The sequence below is a fragment of the Pseudomonas sp. CFBP 13727 genome, assembly GCF_014841915.1.
Lineage (GTDB): Bacteria > Pseudomonadota > Gammaproteobacteria > Pseudomonadales > Pseudomonadaceae > Aquipseudomonas > Aquipseudomonas baltica.
In genome coordinates, this window is the sequence record NZ_JACYUT010000004.1 from 274,934 (window position 1) to 291,225 (window position 16,292).

The 16,292-nt window shown below is 64.1% G+C and carries 13 protein-coding genes; 11 read left to right on the forward strand and 2 right to left on the reverse strand.

Annotated features, from left to right (window positions below):
* Positions 1–115: 115 nt before the first annotated feature.
* A complete protein-coding gene (locus IFT76_RS14570) occupies positions 116–2,335 on the reverse strand; it encodes a primosomal protein N' (protein WP_192058999.1) in 2,220 nt (739 codons plus the stop codon).
* A gap of 303 nt (positions 2,336–2,638) precedes the next feature.
* Between IFT76_RS14570 and rpmE the strand changes: the two genes are divergently transcribed.
* From rpmE to IFT76_RS14585, 3 genes are all read left to right on the forward strand, one after another.
* Entirely contained in the window at positions 2,639–2,857 is a 219-nt protein-coding gene (gene rpmE / locus IFT76_RS14575) for a 50S ribosomal protein L31 (RefSeq protein WP_043193699.1), read from the forward strand.
* A gap of 50 nt (positions 2,858–2,907) precedes the next feature.
* A complete protein-coding gene (locus IFT76_RS14580; protein WP_342214385.1) occupies positions 2,908–3,663 on the forward strand; it encodes a thermonuclease family protein in 756 nt (251 codons plus the stop codon).
* A gap of 179 nt (positions 3,664–3,842) precedes the next feature.
* The gene (locus tag IFT76_RS14585) at positions 3,843–5,111 is read left to right on the forward strand and encodes a malic enzyme-like NAD(P)-binding protein (RefSeq protein ID WP_122714552.1); all 1,269 of its coding nucleotides are present in this window, start codon (positions 3,843–3,845) and stop codon (positions 5,109–5,111) included.
* An 88-nt stretch (positions 5,112–5,199) separates the two neighbouring features.
* Here the strand turns inward: IFT76_RS14585 and IFT76_RS14590 are convergent, their stop codons facing one another.
* Complete coding sequence (locus tag IFT76_RS14590) at positions 5,200–7,644, reverse strand: penicillin-binding protein 1A (protein ID WP_425312023.1); 2,445 nt, start codon at positions 7,642–7,644, stop codon at positions 5,200–5,202.
* Positions 7,645–7,827: 183 nt separating this feature from the next.
* Here IFT76_RS14590 and IFT76_RS14595 point away from each other — a divergent pair, with 183 nt between their 5' ends.
* The 8 genes from IFT76_RS14595 (at position 7,828) to IFT76_RS14630 (ending at position 16,136) form a co-directional block, all read left to right on the forward strand.
* Complete coding sequence (locus IFT76_RS14595) at positions 7,828–8,892, forward strand: pilus assembly protein PilM (protein WP_122480446.1); 1,065 nt, start codon at positions 7,828–7,830, stop codon at positions 8,890–8,892.
* Positions 8,893–9,462, forward strand: a complete 570-nt coding sequence (locus tag IFT76_RS14600; protein ID WP_122480445.1) for a PilN domain-containing protein — start codon at positions 8,893–8,895, stop codon at positions 9,460–9,462.
* Complete coding sequence (gene pilO, locus IFT76_RS14605) at positions 9,459–10,118, forward strand: type 4a pilus biogenesis protein PilO (RefSeq protein ID WP_122480444.1); 660 nt, start codon at positions 9,459–9,461, stop codon at positions 10,116–10,118. The genes IFT76_RS14600 and pilO overlap by 4 nt, the downstream gene beginning before the upstream one ends.
* The gene (gene pilP, locus IFT76_RS14610) at positions 10,115–10,642 is read left to right on the forward strand and encodes a type 4a pilus biogenesis lipoprotein PilP (RefSeq protein WP_122480443.1); all 528 of its coding nucleotides are present in this window, start codon (positions 10,115–10,117) and stop codon (positions 10,640–10,642) included. The genes pilO and pilP overlap by 4 nt, the downstream gene beginning before the upstream one ends.
* A gap of 36 nt (positions 10,643–10,678) precedes the next feature.
* Positions 10,679–12,781 (forward strand): type IV pilus secretin PilQ, encoded by a 2,103-nt coding sequence (pilQ, locus tag IFT76_RS14615; RefSeq protein ID WP_192059001.1) that lies wholly within the window; start codon positions 10,679–10,681, stop codon positions 12,779–12,781.
* A 4-nt stretch (positions 12,782–12,785) separates the two neighbouring features.
* On the forward strand, positions 12,786–13,304 hold the full coding sequence (aroK, locus tag IFT76_RS14620) for a shikimate kinase AroK (RefSeq protein ID WP_043191342.1): 519 nt from the start codon (positions 12,786–12,788) through the stop codon (positions 13,302–13,304).
* An 83-nt stretch (positions 13,305–13,387) separates the two neighbouring features.
* The gene (aroB, locus tag IFT76_RS14625) at positions 13,388–14,491 is read left to right on the forward strand and encodes a 3-dehydroquinate synthase (RefSeq protein ID WP_185794941.1); all 1,104 of its coding nucleotides are present in this window, start codon (positions 13,388–13,390) and stop codon (positions 14,489–14,491) included.
* Between the two features lie 70 nt (positions 14,492–14,561).
* On the forward strand, positions 14,562–16,136 hold the full coding sequence (locus IFT76_RS14630; RefSeq protein WP_192059003.1) for an SPOR domain-containing protein: 1,575 nt from the start codon (positions 14,562–14,564) through the stop codon (positions 16,134–16,136).
* The last annotated feature ends 156 nt before the right edge of the window (positions 16,137–16,292 follow it).

A 16,292-nucleotide genomic window follows, 5' to 3' on the forward strand; every position in this document is an offset into this window, starting at 1 on the left:
GGTTGTTGGCCGGGGTTGCCAACCCGCAAATCCCCCCTGCAAACCACCACCCCTGTAGCAGCGGCGCCAGCCGCGACGGCGGACGCCGCCGATCCCTGCCTCAGGTGCGCCTATCTCAATACAAATCCACCGGGTCCACATCCAGCGACCAACGCACCTGTCGCCCGCTCGGCAGTTGCTCCAGTTGCAGCATCCAGGCATTGAGCAGGCGGTGCAGCGGGGCGCGCAGCGTTGCCTGGACCAGCAACTGTGCGCGATAGCGTCCGGCGCGCCGTTCCATGGGTGCCGGGACCGGCCCCAGCAGCTCCAGGCCGCCCAGGGCCAGTTGCGCCACCAGCACTTCGGCTGCCGCACAGGCCTCATCCAGAAAGGCTTCGGCCTGGCCCGGCTTGTGCGCTTCGGCACGCAGTAGCGCCAGGTGCGCGAACGGCGGCAGGCCTGCGCCCCGTCGCTCGGCCAGGGCCTGCTCGGCGAAAGCGAAGTAGCCCTGCTCGGTCAGTTGCACCAGCAGCGGGTGGTCGGCCAGGTGGGTCTGAATGATCACCTTGCCCGGTTCCTCCGCGCGACCGGCGCGGCCTGCCACCTGAACGATCAACTGTGCCATGCGCTCGCTGGCGCGGAAGTCGCCGGAGAACAGCCCGCCGTCGGCATCCAGAATCGACACCAGGGTGACCCGTGGAAAGTGATGCCCCTTGGCAAGCATCTGGGTGCCGACGAGGATGCACGGATGGCCTTTCTGGATGGTTGCGAACAGCTGGTTCATCGCGTCCTTGCGCGAGGTGCTGTCGCGGTCGACGCGCAGCACCGGGTAATCGGGAAAGAGGATCGCCAGGCGTTCCTCGGCGCGCTCGGTGCCTGCGCCGACCGGACGCAGGTCTACCGTGCCGCACTTGGGGCACTGGCGCGGCACGCGTTCGACATGCCCGCAATGATGGCAGCGCAACTCGCCCGAGCGTTGGTGGACCGTGGTACGGGCATCGCAGCGTGGGCACTCGGATAACCAGCCGCAGTCGTGGCACAGCAGGGTGGGCGCGAAGCCGCGGCGATTGAGAAACACCAGCACCTGTTGGCCATTGGCCAGGGTCTGGCCGATGGCCTGCTGCATCGGTCCGCTGATGCCGCTGTCCAGCGGCCGGCTCTTTACATCCAGGCGCATGAACTTGGGTTGCTGGGCGCCACCGGCGCGATGGTCGATGCGCAGCAGGCCGTAGCGGCCGGTATGGGCGTTGTGCAGGCTCTCCAGGGAAGGCGTGGCCGAGCCCAGCACAATGGGAATGTTCTCTTGGCTGGCGCGCACCAGCGCCAGGTCGCGTGCGTGGTAACGCAGGCCTTCCTGCTGTTTATAGGAGCCGTCATGTTCTTCGTCGATGATGATCAGCCCAGGGTTCTTCATCGGCGTGAACAGCGCCGAGCGGGTGCCGATGATGATGTCGGCCTCGCCATCGCGTGCCGCCAGCCAGGCGTCGAGGCGGTCGCGGTCATTGACCGCCGAGTGCACCAGCGCGATGCGTGCGTTGAAGCGCTGCTCGAAGCGCGCCAGGGTTTGCGGGCCGAGGTTGATTTCCGGGATCAGCACCAACGCCTGTTTGCCGGCTTCCAGGCATTCGTGGATCAGTTGCAGGTACACCTCGGTCTTGCCGCTGCCGGTCACGCCCGCCAGGAGAAACGCATGGAAGCCGCCGAGGCTGGCGCGAATCGCCTCGAAAGCCGCGCGTTGCTCTTCGTTGAGCGGCAGTTCCGGTTGCGCCAGCCAGTGTTCGGCCCGCGGCCCGGGGCCGTGGCGGCGAACTTCCACGCTGACCAGTTGCTTGGCCAGCAGCAGGTCGAGGCTGTCCTTGTTCAGTTGCAGCTTGCTCAACAGCTGATGGGCGACGCCATGGGGGTGCTGGGCCAGGGTCTTGAGGGCATCGCGCTGCTTGGGTGCGCGGGCGATGCGCGGGTCGTCCAGGCGGGCATCGGCGGCGGCGTGCCAGAAGCGCTCCTGGCGCGCTTCGGCCGGTTCGCCCTGACGCAGCAGCACCGGCAACGCCCAGCTGAGGGTGTCCCCCAGGCCGTGCTGGTAGTACTGCGAAGTCCACAGGCACAACTTGAACAGCGCAGGTGGCAGGGGGCTTACCGCATCGAGCAGGGCAATGGCGGGCCTGAGCTTGTCGGCCGGTACGTTGCTGTGGCTGACCACTTCGATCAGGATGCCGATCATTTCCCGCCGCCCGAATGGTACCCGCAGGCGCATGCCGGGCATGAACACGGTGTGCGCAGTGTTGGCGGGCGCCTTGTAGTCGAACAGGCGTCGCAGCGGCGAGGGCAGGGCGAGGCGCAGGATGACGTCGGGCACGCGGGAGTTCTCTTGAGTGGGAGCAACTGCAGTCGCAGGAGCGGTCATCGGCCGCGAGGGCTGCGCCGCGGTGTTACCGAAATGACGCGGTACGCCATTCGCGGCCGGAGACCGCTCCTACGTGATTTACGGGTCGCGGCTGGTTGCCGCTCGCACGGGGTTCGAGGTGCGCAGACTAGCAGACGACGGCCGGTGCGAGCGACACCTTGCGTGTTCGCCCTGTTCTGTTAATATACGCGGCCTAATTACGTGCGGTACTCGACAATGGTGTCGGGTGGCGGCACGCAGCCTGAGGAAGTCACCATGAAAGCCGATATCCATCCAGTATACGAAGCCATCGACGCTACCTGCAGCTGCGGTAACGTCATCAAGACCCGTTCGACTCTGGCCAAGCCACTGAGCCTCGACGTCTGCTCCGAATGCCACCCGTTCTACACTGGCAAGCAGAAGACCCTGGACGTTGGCGGTCGTGTTGACCGTTTCAAGCAGCGTTTCGGCGGCTTCGGCGCCAAGAAAGCTTGATTGGTTTGCTCTCGCTGTTGAAGAAGGCGCCCCTTGCGGGCGCCTTTTTTGTGGGCGTTTTCTGGCTTGGCGCCGCTCAGGCCGAGGCCTTCTGCCCGGCTCCGAGCGGGCTGGGCACCGCCCAGGTCCGCCAGGTCATCGACGGCGATACCCTGCGCCTGCAGGATGGCCGCAGCGTCCGCCTGATCGGTATCAATGCGCCTGAGATCGGTCGCCAGGGGCGCGGCGACGAGCCCTACGCCGTGGCCGCGCGGCGCCGATTGCAGGCGCTGGTCGATGACAGCGACGGCCTGGTCGGCCTGCAGTTGGGCCGCGAGAGCCAGGATCGCTACCAGCGCACCCTGGCCCATGTCTATGGCCGCGGTGGGCTGAACTTCGAGGCGCAATTGCTGGCCGAAGGGCTGGCCCTGCAGGTCGCGGTGGCGCCCAATGTCGAGCAGGTGGCCTGCCAGCAGCAGGCCGAGCACGCCGCTCGAAAGGCCGGGCTGGGGCTGTGGCGTCAATCGCCGGCCATCGCCGCCGCGCAGGTGGAGCGTGCCGGCTTCGCCCTGCTCGGCGGGCGGGTCAGCAAGGTCGAACGCAACCGCGCCGGGGCCTGGATCGAACTGGACGACTCGGTGGTCCTGCACGTCGCGCCCAAGGTGTTCGCGCTGTTCCCCGAAGGCTGGCTCGATGCCCTGAAAGGCCAAAAGGTCGAGGCCCGCGGCTGGGTGCTGGATCGCAATCGGCGCGGCAATCGGGCTGCCGGGCAGTTGCGCTGGATGTTGCCGGTGAGCACCCCGCAGATGGTGCAGATACAGCCGTGAACCGGCCAGAGGCGCCTGTGCATGGGCTGCCTCGCAGGCCCTCGACGGCCCTGTCGGTACCCGCCGAAAGTCGTAGGCCAGGGGCCTTGACGCATGTGACCGGGTAGTCTTGTCGGGTGTAGGCATCTTGCGTATCCTCGCGGGTCTCGTCAGACCAACGTAAAAGCGGAACGCCCCCAATGTCAGATTTGAAAACTGCCGCTCTCGAGTACCATGCCCATCCACGCCCAGGCAAACTGAGCGTCGAACTCACCAAGCCCACTGCAACCGCCCGCGACCTGTCGCTGGCCTACAGCCCCGGTGTAGCCGAGCCCGTTCGCGAAATCGGTCGCGATCCCGAGCTGGCCTACAAGTACACCGGCAAGGGTAACCTGGTAGCGGTCATCTCCGACGGCACCGCCATTTTGGGCCTGGGCAACCTCGGCCCGCTGGCTTCCAAGCCGGTCATGGAAGGCAAGGGCGTTCTGTTCAAGCGTTTCGCCGGCATCGACGTCTTCGACATCGAAGTCGACTCGGAAAGCCCGCAGGCCTTCATCGACACGGTCAAGCGTATCTCGATCACCTTCGGTGGCATCAACCTGGAAGACATCAAGGCGCCCGAGTGCTTTGAAATCGAACGCGCGCTGATCGAGCAGTGCGACATTCCGGTATTCCACGATGACCAGCACGGTACCGCGATCGTCACCGCAGCCGGCATGATCAACGCCCTGGAAATCGCCGGCAAGACTCTGGAAGACGCCAAGATCGTCTGCCTGGGCGCTGGCGCCGCCGCTATCTCGTGCATGAAGCTGCTGGTCAGCATGGGCGCTCGCATCGAGAACATCTTCATGATCGACCGCACGGGCGTGATCCACGCCGGCCGCGACGACCTGAACCAGTACAAGGCGGTCTTCGCCCACACCACCGAGAAGCGCACCCTGGCCGATGCCCTGCAGGGCGCCGATGTGTTCGTCGGTCTGTCGGGCCCCAACCTGCTGAGCGCCGAAGGCCTGAAGTCGATGGCCGCCAATCCGATCGTGTTCGCCTGCTCCAACCCCGATCCGGAGATCTCCCCGGAACTGGCGCACGCCACCCGCGACGACGTGATCATGGCCACCGGTCGTTCCGACTACCCGAACCAGGTCAACAACGTGCTGGGCTTCCCGTTCATCTTCCGTGGTGCCCTGGACGTTCGCGCCAAGCGCATCAACGAAGAAATGAAGATCGCCGCCGCCAACGCCCTGCGTGAACTGGCCAAGCTGCCCGTGCCCCAGGAAGTCTGCGACGCCTACGGCGGTATTTCGCTGGAATTCGGTCGCGAGTACATCATTCCCAAGCCGATGGACCCACGCCTGATCACCCTGATCTCCGACGCCGTGGCCAAGGCTGCGATCGAGACCGGTGTGGCCACCCTGCCGTACCCCAAGCATTACCCGCTGCAGAGCGTGGATGACGTGTTCAACGGCTAAGCCTTTGGACGCGCCATGAAAAAGCCCCGGCTCGCGAGAGTCGGGGCTTTTTTTGTGGTGGCCGCGAAGGGATCGACGCGGTCTGGTATCAGAACAGGTCGATCGGCGCCGATTCGTCTGCCGGGAGCGGGCTGCCCGGTGCGCTGCCGCCACCGAACTCGCTGTTGGAAGGCGGTGTGTCTTCGCTCTTGAACAGCTCGAAGTAGGCGCCCGGCGTGCCCGGTGCGGCCGCGCGGCCGCTGATCGGGTCTACCCGCAGGCTGAGGATGCCGTCGGGCTCGGGCTGCACATGAGCCGGCTTGTCCTTGAGCGCGGCGGCCATGTAGGTCATCCAGATCGGCAGTGAAACGGTGCCGCCAAACTCGTGCCGGCCCAGGGTTTCAGGCTGGTCGAAGCCCGACCAGACAGTGGTCATGTAGTCGGCGTTGTAGCCCGAGAACCAGGCATCCTTCGAGTCGTTGGTAGTGCCCGTCTTGCCGGCCAGGTCGGTGCGACCCAGGGCCATGGCGCGGCGCCCGGTGCCCTTCTTGATGACGTCCTCGAGCATGCTGGTGAGGATGAACGCGGTGCGCCCGTCGATGATCCGCTCGGCAATCACCGGGGCTGGGGCGGCGCCTGGCGTCAAGGTGGCGTCCACCGCGATGGGGGCCGATACCGTGGTCGCGCTGGCCGGTGCCGCCTGGGGCGTGGCGGCGGCGATGTCGTCGGCCGGTACCGTCGGCGGATTGGCGCGGAACAGGGTCTCGCCGTTGCGGCTGTCGATACGTTCGATCAAGTACGGCGAAACCTTGTAGCCGCCATTGGCGAACACGCTCCAGCCCGTGGCGATTTCCATCGGTGTCAGGGTGGCGGTGCCCAGTGCCAGCGACAGGTTGCGGGGCAGGTCCTGCTTGTTGAAGCCGAACTTGCTGATGTAGTCGATGGTGCTGTCTACACCCAGGCTCTGCAGCACGCGGATCGAGACCAGGTTGCGCGACTTGTACAGCGCTTCACGCAGCCGGATCGGGCCCAGAAAGGTATTGGTGTCGTTCTTGGGGCGCCAGACCTTGTCCACCGACTCGTCGACGAACACGATGGGGGCGTCGTTGACCAGGCTGGCGGGCGTGTAGCCCTTGTCCAGTGCCGCGCTATAGATGAACGGCTTGAAGCTGGAGCCCGGCTGGCGCTTGGCCTGCATCGCACGATTGTAGTTGCTCTGTTCGAACGAGAAACCACCGACCAAGGCACGGATGGCGCCGGTGCGCGGGTCCAGCGACACCAGCGCGCTCTGCACCGTCGGTACCTGGCTGAACTTCAAGGTGTCATCGTCTTGACGCTGCACGCGGATCAGATCGCCTACCTGCGCAACGTCCGACGGCTGCGCAGGCGTGCGCCCGACACTGTTGGTGTTCATGAAGGGGCGCGCCCATTTCATGCTGTCCCAGGCAATCGACTCCTGCTTGTCGTCGCGGGTGAGCACGACGATGCCCGTCTTGTCGACCTTGGTGACGATGGCAGGCTCCAGGCCGTTCAGCGGACGCTGGCGAGTCAGTTCCTGGGCCCACTCGCGCGGCGTCTTGCCGGGCAGGCGAGCTTCCGGACCGCGATAGCCATGGCGTTGATCGTAGGCGATCAGCCCGGAGCTGATGGCGTGGTTGGCGTCTTCCTGCAGATTGCTCGGCACCGTGGTGGTGACGTTGAAGCCCTGTGTATAGGCCTCGCTGCCGTAGCGCCCGACCATTTCGGCACGGGCCATTTCGGCGATCCACGGCGCGCTGACTTCCGGCGTGGGCACGTGATAGCTGGCGTTGAGCGGCTCGCCGACGGCAGCGTTGTAGCTGGCTTCGTCGATTTTGCCCAGGCGGAACATGCGTCCCAGGATCCAGTCGCGACGCTCCTTGCTGCGCACCGGGTTGGCCAGCGGGTTGAAGCGCGAAGGCGCCTTGGGCAGGCCGGCGATCATCGCCATCTGCGCCAGGCTTACGTCGCGGATCGACTTGCCGTAATACACCTGAGCGGCGGCTTCGATCCCGTAGGCCCGGTTGCCCAGGTAGATCTTGTTCACGTACAGCTCGAGAATCTCATCCTTGGTAAGTTGGCGCTCGATTTGCAAGGCAAGGAGGATTTCAGTGATTTTGCGTGAAAAACTGCGTTCAGACGTCAAGAAATAGTTCTTGGCGACCTGCATGGTGATGGTACTGCCGCCGGTCTGGATATGACCGCTGCGCACCAGCTGCGAGGCGGCGCGCATGAGGCTGCTGGGGTCGACGCCGTAATGGTTTTCGAAATTGTCGTCTTCTGCGGACAACAGGGCTTGGATGAAATGTGGCGGAATCTCGGCGAACTTGATCGGCGAGCGGCGCATCTCGCCGAACTCGGCGATCAGTTTTCCGTCGCTGCTGAAGACCCGCAGGGGGATCTGCAGCTCGACGCTGCGCAGGGCGTCGACAGACGGCAAGCTGGGGCTGAGATACAGAAATGCCCCGCTGAGCACGAGCAACAGCCCGCAGACGACGGCGAGGAAAGACCACCAGAAAAACTTCAGCAGGCGTATCAAGGCTTTTGGATTTCCAGATAAAAGAATGGGTTAAGCGCAGCACGCGGTACGTGGAAAAAACGCTGGGCATTATAAGCATTTTTCGACCCGGAGCGTCATTTGCGCTTCTGTCAAGACTGCTATTAAATGCCTCGTACGACAAAGGGTCCGTAAGTCGCGGATAGTAATAGGGAATCGGTTGTGCGTGGACTCTTCAGCAAGAAAGCACATTCGCTATTGGGCATCGACATCAGCTCCACGTCGGTCAAATTGCTCGAGCTGAGCCGCACGGGCAACCGTTTCCGGGTCGAGTCGTATGCCGTGGAGCCGTTGCCGGCCAATGCCGTGGTCGAGAAGAACATTGCCGAACTCGAAGGCGTCGGCCATGCCCTGAGCCGCGTGCTGGTCAAGGCGCGCACCGGTACCCGCATCGTCGCGGTGGCCGTGGCCGGTTCGGCGGTGATCACCAAGACCATCGAGATGGACGCCGGCCTGTCGGACGACGAGCTGGAAACCCAGCTCAAGGTCGAGGCCGACCAGTACATTCCCTACCCCCTCGAAGAAGTCGCCATCGACTTCGAAGTGCAGGGCTATTCGGCGCGCAACCCCGAGCGGGTCGAGGTATTGCTGGCTGCCTGCCGCAAGGAAAACGTCGAGGTCCGCGAGGCTGCCCTGGCCCTGGCCGGGCTGAGCGCCAAGGTGGTGGATGTCGAGGCGTATGCGCTGGAGCGTGCCTTTGGCCTGCTCACCGCGCAGCTGGCCGGTGGCAACCAGGCCCTGACCGTGGCCGTGGTGGACATCGGCGCGACCATGACCACCCTCAGCGTGCTGCACAACGGCCGCATCATCTATACCCGCGAGCAGTTGTTCGGGGGGCGCCAGCTGACCGAGGAAATCCAGCGCCGTTATGGCCTGTCCAACGAGGAAGCCGGCCTGGCCAAGAAGCAGGGCGGGCTGCCCGACGACTATGTGGCCGAAGTGCTGCAACCGTTCAAGGATGCCGTGGTACAGCAGGTATCGCGTTCGCTGCAGTTTTTCTTTGCCGCCGGCCAGTTCAACGATGTCGACTACATCATGCTCGCCGGTGGCACCGCTTCGATTTCCGGCCTGGATCGGCTGATCCAGCAACGCCTGGGCACCCCGACCCTGGTGGCCAACCCGTTCGCCGACATGGCCCTGAGCAGCAAGGTCAACGCCGGTGCGCTGGCCAGCGATGCACCGGCCTTGATGATCGCCTGTGGCCTGGCGCTGAGGAGCTTCGACTAGATGGCAAGGATCAACCTGCTGCCGTGGCGCGAGCAGCTGCGAGAAGAGCGCAAGCGACAATTCCTGATTGCCATGGCCGGCGTGCTGGTCGGCGCCATCGCGGTCATTTTTCTGGCGGACCGATTCATCGGCAATGCCATCGACACCCAGACGGCGCGCAATGCCCACCTGCAGTCCGAGATCGTCCTGCTCGATCAGCGCATCAAGTCGATCAGTGAGCTCAAGGCGCGGCGCAAGCAATTGCTCGAGCGCATGAAAACCATCCAGGACCTGCAGGGCAACCGCCCGATCATCGGGCGCATCTTCGACCAGATGGCGCGCACGCTGCCCGACGGAGTGTACTTCACCGACGTGAAAATGACCGACAAGAGCATTGCCATTGCCGGCGCCGCCGAGACCAACAACCGCGTGTCCGACCTGCTGCGCAACCTCGACGCTTCGCCCTGGCTGGAAGCGCCCGCCCTCAACGAAGTCAAGGCCAACACCAGTGCCGACGTCAACGGCGCCAACAGTTTCCAGCTGACCGTGCGCCAGACCGCTCCGGTCCAGGCCGAAGGGGACGACAAATGAACCCTTCGAGTTGGATGGACAGCCTGCGCAAGGTCGAGCTCAGCGAGCTTGACCTGAACAACATCGGTTCGTGGCCGACTGCAGTCAAGGTGATTGCCGGCGTGTTGCTGATGGCGCTCATCCTGGGCCTGGGCTACAACTTCCACATCTCGGACCTCGAGGCGCAATTGCAGCAACAGGCCGATCAGGAAACTGCGCTCAAGGAGCAGTTCTCCACCAAAGCCTTCCAGGCGGCGAACCTGGAAACCTACACCGAACAGATGCAGGAAATGGAAACGTCGTTCGGCGCGATGCTGCGCCAGTTGCCCAGCGACACCGAAGTGCCGGGCCTGCTCGAGGACATCACGCGCACCGGTCTGGGTTCGGGGTTGGAGTTCGAAGAAATAAAATTGTTGCCTGAGGTGACCCAGCAGTTTTATATCGAGCTGCCGATACAGATCAGCGTGACCGGCACCTACCACGACCTGGCCACCTTCGTCAGTGGCGTGGCCAGCCTGCCACGGATCGTCACCCTGCACGATTTCGAAGTGAAACCCGTGGATCCGAAGGCCAGCAACAGCCAGCTGCGCATGAGTATCCTGGCCAAGACCTACCGTTACAACGATCAAGGCCTGCCTGGCGCGGACGCGGCACCGACACAGGGGCAAGCGAAATGAAAGCAGTATTCGTTGCAGGCCTGGCCGCGTGCATGCTGGTGCTGGCAGGTTGCGGTGGCAACGGCGATTTCGCCGACCTCGACGCATTCATGGCCGAGGTCAAGGCCAGGCCCAAGGGCAAGATCGAACCGATACCGCGCTTTGCGCCCTATCAGGCGTTCAGTTACGAGGCTGCGTCGTTGCGCAGTCCGTTCCAGCCACCGATCAAGATCGAACTGGTGAACAGGCAGAAGGGCTCCCGGCTCATCAAGCCCGACACGACGCGGGTCAAGCAATTCCTGGAGGGTTTCAACATCGAGGATTTCGAAATGGTCGGCACCCTGGGCAATGCCGGTGGGCGCTTTGCCCTGATGCGCGGCGCCGGTGGCGTGCACCGCCTGAAGGTAGGCGATTACCTGGGTCGCAACGACGGGCGGATCATCGCCATCAGCGATGCCCAGGTCGATGTCGTTGAAATCGTTCCCGATGGGGATGGTGGTTGGTTGGAGCGGCCTCGCACCATCCCGCTCAAAGAGCGCTCGTAAAGGGCTTGGGTCAAGCATGTCTAGTGGAACTCGAAAATGAACAGGATTCTCTCAGCCTTCGGTATTTCGCTAGGGATAGCGATGCTTTCACCGATCGTCATGGCCGCGAACTTGAAGACGCTCGACGTTGCTTCCCTGCCCGGTGATCGCGTCGAGCTCAAGCTTTCGTTCGACGGCCCGGTCACGGCGCCACGCGGCTATACCACCGAGCAACCGGCCCGGATCGCCCTCGACCTGCCGGGTGTGACCAGTCAACTGGGCGCCCGCAGTCGCGACCTGGGCGTGGGCAATGCCCGCAGTGTGGTGGTGGTCGAGGCCACCGACCGCACGCGGATCATCGTCAACCTGACCAAGCTGGCGCCCTACAGCACCCGCGTGCAGGGCAACGACCTGTTCGTGCTGGTGGGCGAGGGTGCCGCGGCCCTGCAGGGCACGGCGATACCGGCTCCGACGGCAGCCCGGCCCGCCCCGCGACCCGCAGCCGTGCCTGCTCCTGCGCGGGCGGCGGTGCCCGCCGGCCGGGCCATTCGCAACGTCGATTTCCAGCGCGGCGAGCTGGGTGAGGGCAATGTCATCATCGACCTCAGCGACCCGACCATCAGCCCCGATATCCAGGAGCAGGGCGGCAAGATCCTGCTCACTTTCGCCAAGACCCAGCTGCCCGACCCGTTGCGCGTGCGTTTGGACGTGAAGGATTTCGCGACTCCGGTGCAGTTCGTCAACTCCTCGGTGAGCGCCACTGGCGCGACCGTGACCATCGAGCCCAGCGGCAGCTTCGACTACTCTTCGTACCAGACCGAAAACCGCCTGACCATCAGTGTGCGGCCGCTGACCAACGAGGACGTCGCGCGGCGAAATGTCGAGCGCAATGTCTATACCGGCGAGAAGCTCTCGCTGAACTTCCAGGACATCGACGTGCGTTCGGTGCTGCAGCTGATCGCCGATTTCACCAACCTCAACCTGGTGGCCAGTGACACGGTGCAGGGTGGCATCACCCTGCGCCTGCAGAACGTTCCCTGGGACCAGGCGCTGGACCTGGTGCTCAAGACCAAGGGCCTGGACAAGCGCAAGGTCGGCAACGTGCTGCTGGTGGCCCCGGCCGACGAGATTGCCGCCCGCGAGCGCCAGGAGCTGGAGTCGCAGCGGCAGATCCAGGAGCTGGCGCCCCTGCGCCGCGAGCTGATGCAGGTCAACTATGCCAAGGCTGCCGACATCGCCAAGCTGTTCCAGTCGGTGACCCGTGGCGAGAACGTCGAGACCGAGCGCGGCTCGATCACCGTCGACGAACGTACCAACAACATCATTGCCTACCAGACCCAGGATCGCCTCGACGAACTGCGTCGCATCGTCACCCAGCTGGACATTCCGGTGCGTCAGGTCATGATCGAGGCGCGCATCGTCGAAGCCAACGTCGGCTACAACAAGGCGCTGGGCGTGCGTTGGGGCGGTTCGACCAACCTGAGGGGCAAGAACAACTGGACGGCCTACGGGCTGGACAACAATGGCGACGAAGCCGGCAACACCGGCGCCGACGTCGGCAGCAACACGCCCTTCATCGACCTGGGGGCCGCCGATGCAACCTCCGGCATCGGCCTGGGCTTCGTGACCAACAACGTTCTGCTGGACCTTGAGCTCAGTGCCATGGAAAGCACCGGCAATGGCGAGATCGTCTCCCAGCCCAAGGTGGTGACCTCGGACAAGGAAACCGCGAAGATCCTCAAGGGTACCGAGGTGCCGTACCAGGAGGCCAGCTCCAGCGGCGCCACCACGGTGTCGTTCAAGGAGGCTTCGCTGTCACTCGAGGTGACGCCGCAGATCACCCCGGACAGCCGCATCATCATGGAAGTGAAGGTCACCAAGGATGAGCCCGACTACCTGAACGCGGTGCTGGGTGTACCGCCGATCAGCAAGAACGAGGTCAACGCCAAGGTGCTGGTCAACGACGGCGAGACCATCGTCATCGGTGGGGTTTTCTCCAACACGCAAAGTAAAACCGTGGACAAGGTGCCCTTTTTGGGCGACGTGCCGTATGTTGGGCGCCTTTTCCGTCGGGATGTCGTGTCGGAAGCCAAATCCGAGCTGCTGGTATTCTTGACACCGCGTATCATGAATAACCAGGCGATTGCTGTGAGTCGTTGATTCTGTGCGAAATTTGATACTTGTTGGGCCAATGGGTGCAGGCAAGAGCACCATTGGCCGTTTGCTGGCCAAAGAGCTTCGGTTGCCGTTCAAGGATTCCGACAAGGAAATCGAGACCCGTACCGGAGCGAATATCCCGTGGATCTTCGATCAGGAAGGCGAGGCCGGCTTTCGCGACCGCGAGCAGGCCATGCTGGCCGAGCTGTGCGAGTTCGACGGCCTGGTGCTGGCTACCGGCGGTGGCGCGGTCATGCGTGATGAAAACCGCCAGGCATTGCACGCCGGCGGGCGCGTGGTCTACCTGCACGCCTCGGTCGAACAGCAAGTCGGTCGCACGGCACGCGATCGCAATCGGCCTCTATTGCGCACCGCCAACCCGGAGGCCACGCTGCGGGCCTTGCTGGCAATCCGCGATCCGCTGTACCGCGAGATCGCCGACCTGGTGGTGCAGACCGACGAGCGCCCACCGCGCATGGTGGTCCTCGATATCCTCGAACGCCTGCAACGCCTGCCGCCGCGCTGAAGGCGGCCGTACGCGCGGCTATCCGCTACCGGCGCAGGGCGCCGTTTGACGGCATTCGATTCACAGAACAATAGTGGGGACACATGCAGACACTCAAGGTTGACCTCGGCGAACGCAGCTATCCGATCTACATTGGCGAAGGGCTGCTAGATCAGGCTGGGCTGCTGGCCCCGCACATTGCCGGGCGAAAGGTGGCGGTCATCTCCAACGCCACGGTGGCGCCGCTCTACCTGGATCGCCTGACCCAGACCCTGGGCGCCTATTCGGTGGTGCCCGTGGTGCTTCCGGACGGCGAAGCGTTCAAGAACTGGGAAACCCTGCAGACCATTTTCGATGCCATGCTCACGGCACGGCTGGATCGGCGCGTTACGGTCATTGCCTTGGGCGGCGGTGTCATTGGTGACATGGCCGGGTTCGCTGCTGCCTGCTACCAGCGCGGTGTCGATTTCATCCAGGTGCCGACCACGCTGCTGTCCCAGGTCGACTCGTCGGTGGGCGGCAAGACCGGCATCAACCATCCGCTGGGCAAGAACATGGTCGGTGCGTTCTATCAGCCGCAGGCGGTGGTGATCGACACCACCACCCTGGCCACCTTGCCGCCGCGCGAGCTGTCGGCGGGGCTGGCGGAGGTGATCAAGTACGGATTCATCTGCGACGAACCGTTCCTGGGCTGGCTGGAAGATAACGTCGATGCCCTCCGGGCGCTCGATCAGGCGGCCCTCACGCTGGCCATTGCCCGTTCCTGCGAGGCCAAGGCACGAGTGGTGGGTGCGGACGAACGCGAGTCCGGTGTGCGCGCCACGCTGAACCTGGGGCATACTTTCGGCCACGCCATCGAGACCCATATGGGGTATGGTGTGTGGCTTCACGGTGAGGCCGTGGGGGCCGGTACGGTGATGGCGCTGGAGATGTCCATGCGCCTTGGCTGGATCACCCAGGCCGAGCGGGATCGCGGCATTCGTCTGCTGCAGCGCGCCGGCCTGCCGGTGGTGCCGCCGGCGGAAATGACGCCGACCGATTTCCTCGAGCACATGGCAATCGACAAGAAAGTGCTGGATGGCAGTCTGCGCCTGGTGCTGCTGCGCAGCATCGGCGAAGCAGTGATCACCGCCGACTACCCGCACGATGTGCTTCAGGCGACCCTGGAAGCGGATTACCGCGCCATCGTCGCCGGGCTGGAAGCCTAGTGGAGCCTGTTCCAGCAGGACGTGTTTCCAGCAACCCATCAACGATCCACCTTTGTTCTACGAGAGTTCGATGACAAGTCTGCATGCCGATGAGGCCTTTCTCGGCCACTACCAATTGGATCATGACCCCTTCGCCGCAAGGGTGCCTGGCTTCAAATTCTTCCCGGCCCAGCGCAAGCCGGTACTGGGCCAATTGCACCATCTGGCGCGCTATAGCCAGCTGTTGCTGGTGGTTACCGGCCCCCATGGCAGTGGCAAGACCCTGCTGCGCCAGGCCCTGGTCGCCAGTACCAACAAGCAGTCGGTGCAAAGCATCGTGGTGTCGGCGCGCGGGGCCGGCGATGCCGCCAGCGTGCTGACCCAGGTCGCCCAATCGCTCAACCTCAATACTCTGGAAGTGCCGGCCCTGCTGGCGCAGATCGTCCAGCTGGGGCTGACCGGGCAGGAAGTCTACCTGCTGGTGGACGACGCGGAACAACTCGACGAATCCGCACTCGAAGCCCTGCTGGCGTTGGCGGCGGGCACCGCGGACGGGCGCCCACATGTGTTCCTGTTCGGCGAGCCTTCATTGATCGCGGGCCTGGAGCAGTTCAGCGCCGGGCAGGAATTGTTCCACGTGATCGAGCTGCAACCGTACAGCCTCGAGGAAACCCGCGAATACCTGGCCCTGCGTCTGGAGGGTGCCGGTAAGGGAATCCAGTTGCTCACCAATGATCAGATCGCCGACATTCACGAGAACTCGGATGGTTGGCCAGGAGCCATCAACCAGGTTGCTCGTGACGCGCTGATCGAGGCCATGATCGCTAGCCGCTCGTCGGTGAAGCGTCCTGCTATGGGGTTTAAGATGCCTAAGAAACACGTATTGGCGATTTCCGCCGTTGTCGTCGTCGCTGTGGCTGCCGCCTGGCTGATCCCCAGCCGCGACGGCAAGGCACCGAGCACGACAGAACAGGCGCAGTTGCCGATGGGGCAGGGGCAGCCAAGTGCAGCTCAGTCCAACAACGGCAATCCATCGGTCGAATTCAATGGCAGTTCGCAGTCGTTGCCGATGAATGGGCAGCAGCCGGTCATGCGTGGCCCGCTGGCCGAGTCCACCGGCATGGGCGACGGAGAAGAGACGGGCGACGCGGTGAATACGTCGCCGCAGCCGCCTACCGTGACCACCATTGCACCGCCAGCCGGTGTGCCTGCAGGTTCGCCTGCAGCGGTCGCGCCGAGCCCAGCGCCTGCGCGTCAGACAGCTCCGGCAGCAACCACCAAACCTGCGCCGACCACTGCCGTCAAGCCTGCGCCTGCGCCCACCGTGGCGGCCAAGCCAGCTCCGGCGGCCCCTGCAGCGGCCGGCAAAGCTGCCGCCGGCGGCAGCTGGTATGCCGGGCAGTCGCCAAGCAATTATGTGGTGCAGATTCTGGGGACCAGCAACGAAGGCGCTGCGCAGGCCTACGTCAAGGAACAGGGTGGCGAGTTCCGCTACTTCAAGAAAATCCTGCAAGGCAAACCGCTCTACGTGATCACCTATGGCAGTTTCGCCAGCCGTGATGCCGCCGTTGCCGCCATCAAGAACTTGCCAGCCAAGGTCCAGGCTGGTAAACCTTGGCCACGCACTGTCGCCAGCGTCCAACAGGACCTCGCGACAGCTCGCTGATTGTCGGGCGGCACCCTATCCCCGCCGCCCCACCCTCCGGCGTCATCTGAATCCCGAGCCTGCCCCGCACTGCGAGGCAGGCTTCGCCGTCCCTGTTCCCTGGTTTGCTCTGAAAGGCTCAAGCACGGGCCCTGCAGGCATGCGGGCTTGCACTGT